Annotated in this window: 3 protein-coding genes; 2 read left to right on the top strand and 1 reads right to left on the bottom strand. The window is 62.3% G+C overall.

Going from position 1 to position 3,639, the window contains the following annotated elements:
- Positions 1–158 precede the first annotated feature (158 nt).
- The gene (locus tag J4G38_RS21365; RefSeq protein WP_226163635.1) at positions 159–1,334 is read left to right on the top strand and encodes a TonB-dependent receptor domain-containing protein; all 1,176 of its coding nucleotides are present in this window, start codon (positions 159–161) and stop codon (positions 1,332–1,334) included.
- Positions 1,335–1,413: 79 nt separating this feature from the next.
- On the opposite strand, the gene J4G38_RS21360 is transcribed toward J4G38_RS21365, so the two are convergent.
- Positions 1,414–1,890: a carboxypeptidase-like regulatory domain-containing protein gene (locus J4G38_RS21360; protein WP_210521258.1), complete on the bottom strand. Its 477-nt coding sequence runs from the start codon at positions 1,888–1,890 to the stop codon at positions 1,414–1,416.
- A gap of 243 nt (positions 1,891–2,133) precedes the next feature.
- Here J4G38_RS21360 and J4G38_RS21355 point away from each other — a divergent pair, with 243 nt between their 5' ends.
- Positions 2,134–3,603, top strand: coding sequence for a pectate lyase family protein (locus tag J4G38_RS21355; protein ID WP_226163633.1), 1,470 nt, complete (start codon positions 2,134–2,136; stop codon positions 3,601–3,603).
- Positions 3,604–3,639: the final 36 nt, after the last annotated feature.

The following is a 3,639-nucleotide window of genomic DNA, read 5'->3' as shown; positions in this document are numbered from 1 at the left end:
TATGACCCGCACTACCATCCGGCCCATTGCCTGGAAAAAGAAGTAGCCCCGACCAGTTGAGGGGCCGAGGCTACGCAGGATGAACCCAAAGGCTCTCCTTAAAGGCGCCTAAAGGTAAAAAAACTTGCTCACTTCCTTGCTTTTTAACACAGTATCTCCTGGTTTACCCGACCACCTCAAACAACACGTTCGGTATTTTCAACCTCGTGGTGGGTTCGCAGTATCAGCGCGACATGGCCTTCAGCCAGCACACGTATTTGTTCGACCGCGACGGCGACATCGTCATCAACCAAATCGGCCTCTACACCCAGGGCGAATTGACCTTGCCCAGCCACTTCAAGCTAATCGCCGCCGCCCGCGCCGACCAGCACGACCGGTACGGCTTCAACTTCATCCCGAAAGGCGGCGTGGTGTGGTCCCTCAACGACCAGAACCTGCGCCTGACCTACGGCCAGGGCATCGCCGCGCCCACCATCCTCAACCTCGACGGCTACCTCTTCGGCGGCCTGCTGCTCGGCAACGGCCAGGGCTTCACCCTGAGCGACGGCACCGTGATTGACAAGCTGAAAGTGGAAACCATCAAAACCGTAGAAATTGGCTACAAAGGCAAGGTGACCCCCAAGTTTTTCATCGACGCCAACGCCTATTATAACCGCTCGCAGAACTTCCTGAGCCCGGCCATCAACATTGCCACGCTGGGCCGCAAAGTGATGAAGCGCGGCGACACGCCCATGTCGCAGGTGGTGCCCGGCACGCCTGAAACCGGCGCGGCCACGGTGCTCACCTACGTCAACTTCGGTCAGGTTGACACCTACGGGGCCGATTTCGGTTTCAGCTACTTCCTCTCGTCGTCGCTGAGCCTGGCGCTGAACTACTCGTACTTCGGCTTCAAGCTCGACCACGCCGACCTGAAGAACGACGGCAACAAGGACGGCAAAGTGCAGGACGAAGTCGACCTGCCCATCAACACGCCCGCCCACAAAGGCAGCCTGGCCCTGAATTACAGCGGCAAGAAATTCTTCGGCTCCATCTTCGGCCGCTACGTGCAGGCCTACGATTTCTACTCCGGCATCAACGTGGCCGCGGCGGCCAACCCCACGCTCGGCGTGGTCGAAAACGCCCGCTACGGCCGCACCTGGAACTACGGCCCCCTCGGCGGCTTCACCACCGTGGACGTGAGCGCCGGCTACCGCCTGAACTCCTACCTCACTGCCTCGGCCCAGGTCGTCAACCTGTTCGACACCAGGATGCGCGAGTTTGTGGCCTCGCCCTTCATCGGCCGCCTCTACTCGGCCGAACTGAAGGTGATGCTGCCGGCGCTGGCCTCGAAATAAGGCATTGCGCTGAGGGAATAAAACACGAAAGCCCGCCGAGTATTCGGCGGGCTTTTGGGCGCTGAAGGGGCGGCAAAAGTTACTTCAGATTGGTGTTGTGGTTGTTCAGCCGTATCACCTGGCCCGCCCGTTTGCCGGTGCGCTTGATGTGGGCGGTAGGGTCTTTCTCCAGCACGAGGCGCGGCAGGGTGCAGTCGTCGAGCGCGATATCGTGCGGGATGTAGCCGGCGGCGCCCACGGTCAGCTCCTGGCCCTGGTAGATGGTTTCGGTGAACTGAAATTTGCCTTCGGAATCGGTCACGTACACCTGGTGCGTGCCTTTTACGAGGAGCGTGGCGCCGACCAGCGGCTTGCCATTGGGCTCAAAAACCTGGCCCACCAGCGGGGCGCAGGCCAGGCGCATGGGCTTGGCCGCGGTGGCTTCGGGCCGGCCGGCCAGCGCGATGCGGTTCTGGGCGCTGCTGGCCGTTGGGCCGGGGGCAGTGGCCCGTTGTGCGAGGGCGGGGCGGGCGCTGCCCACGGCCCCGAAAGCCGCGATGAGAAGGAGTAAACGCATAGGTTGAAAGAGCAGGATGAAGGGAATCGGCCGCACGCCGGGCTACGCTGGAACCCCGGCCCGAAACGATATAACACTTTCAACACGAAAGAAGGCCGACAAAAGTTTCCCGGGCCGCGCATAAACGCGCATACGGCTGGCCCGGTTTTTAGTAAGCGCAAGTGCGAGCTTTCACCGCGCGTTCACGCCGGAGGCGTTAAGTTGCTTCCTTAACTCTGTCTCATGCCGCTCTTTTTTAATTGTTTGCCTCCTCGCTCATTTTCGTGGCGGGCTGTTTTTGCCCTTGGGGCTGGTTTGCTGCTGGCCCCGGCGGGGGGCCGGGCGCAGGGCCTGGTCGCGTTTCCGGGGGCCGAGGGCGCCGGGCGCTTCACCACCGGCGGGCGCGGCTCGGCGGCGGTGCCCACCACGGTGCTGGAAGTCACCAACCTGCTCGACGACGGCAAGCCCGGCTGCCTGCGCTACGCCGTGCAGCTGAGCGCAACTAAAGCACCGGCCCGCACCGTCGTATTTCGGGTGTCGGGCACCATTCACCTGGCCTCGCCGCTCACCATCAGCAAGCCCAATACCACCATTGCCGGCCAGACCGCCCCCGGCGACGGCATTTGCCTGGCCGACTACCCCGTATCGGTGAAGGCCAACAACGTCATCGTGCGCTTCGTCCGCTTCCGGATGGGCGACAAGAACCAGAACCAGGGCTTCGTGGACGGCGCGGGCGGCGACGATGCCTTCGGCGGGCTGCGCAACAACCACCTGATTATCGACCATTGCTCGATGAGCTGGAGCACCGACGAGGCGTTTTCGGTGTACGAGGGCGACAGCACGACCCTGCAATGGAACATCATGGCCGAGCCGCTGAACTACTCCTACCACTACGAAAAGGGCGATACCGACTTCGAGCGGCACGGCTTTGGCGGCATCTGGGGCGGGCAGCATTCGTCGTTTCACCACAACCTGTTTGCGCACTGCAAGAATCGCACGCCGCGCTTCAACGGCAGCCGCTACACCCACCCGGCGGGCTTCGAAAACTGTGATTTCAGCAACAACGTCATCTACGATTGGGGCGAAAACAACGTGTACGCCGGCGAGGGCGGCAACTACAACATCGTCAACAACTACTACAAGCCCGGCCCCAGCACCAACCCCAAAGTGAAGGCCCAGGTGCTGAATCCCTATAAAATCGACAAGGAAAAAGGCCGCCTGCCCTACGGCAAATTCTACCTCACCGGCAACTACGTGGACGGCGCGCCCGGCGTGACGGCCCACAACTGGCGCGGCGTGGTGATGAACGGCGGCACCGCGGCCGACACCGTCCAATCCAAAGTAGAAACGCCTTTTGCCCTGGGTCCGGTGGCCGTGCAAACCGCTTCGGAGGCTTACGAAGCCGTGCTGCTGAGTGCCGGGGCCATTCGCCCGCGCCGCGACACGCTCGACCAGCGCATTGTGCGCGAAGTGCGGGCCCGCACCGGCACCATCATCGACGTGCAGGGCCACTACCCGCACGGCACGCCCTACAGCGTGTCGCAAAAAGCCTGGCCGGTGCTGAAATCCACACCCGCACCCCTCGATACCGACCACGACGGCATGCCCGACGCCTGGGAAAAAGCCAACGGCCTGAACCCGAAAAATGCCGCTGACCGCGCCCTGCGGGCCACCGATGGCTACACCAACCTCGAAAGCTACCTGAATAGCCTGGTGGCGGCAGGAGGGAAGTAGAAGTAGGGAGGTAGGCAGCGGAATCCAAAAAGGACG

The organism is Hymenobacter terricola, from assembly GCF_017921975.2.
In the GTDB taxonomy this organism is placed as follows: Bacteria; Bacteroidota; Bacteroidia; order Cytophagales; family Hymenobacteraceae; genus Hymenobacter; species Hymenobacter terricola.
Note: the sequence above shows the minus strand (reverse complement) of the source record. Positions and strands in the feature narration are given on the sequence as shown.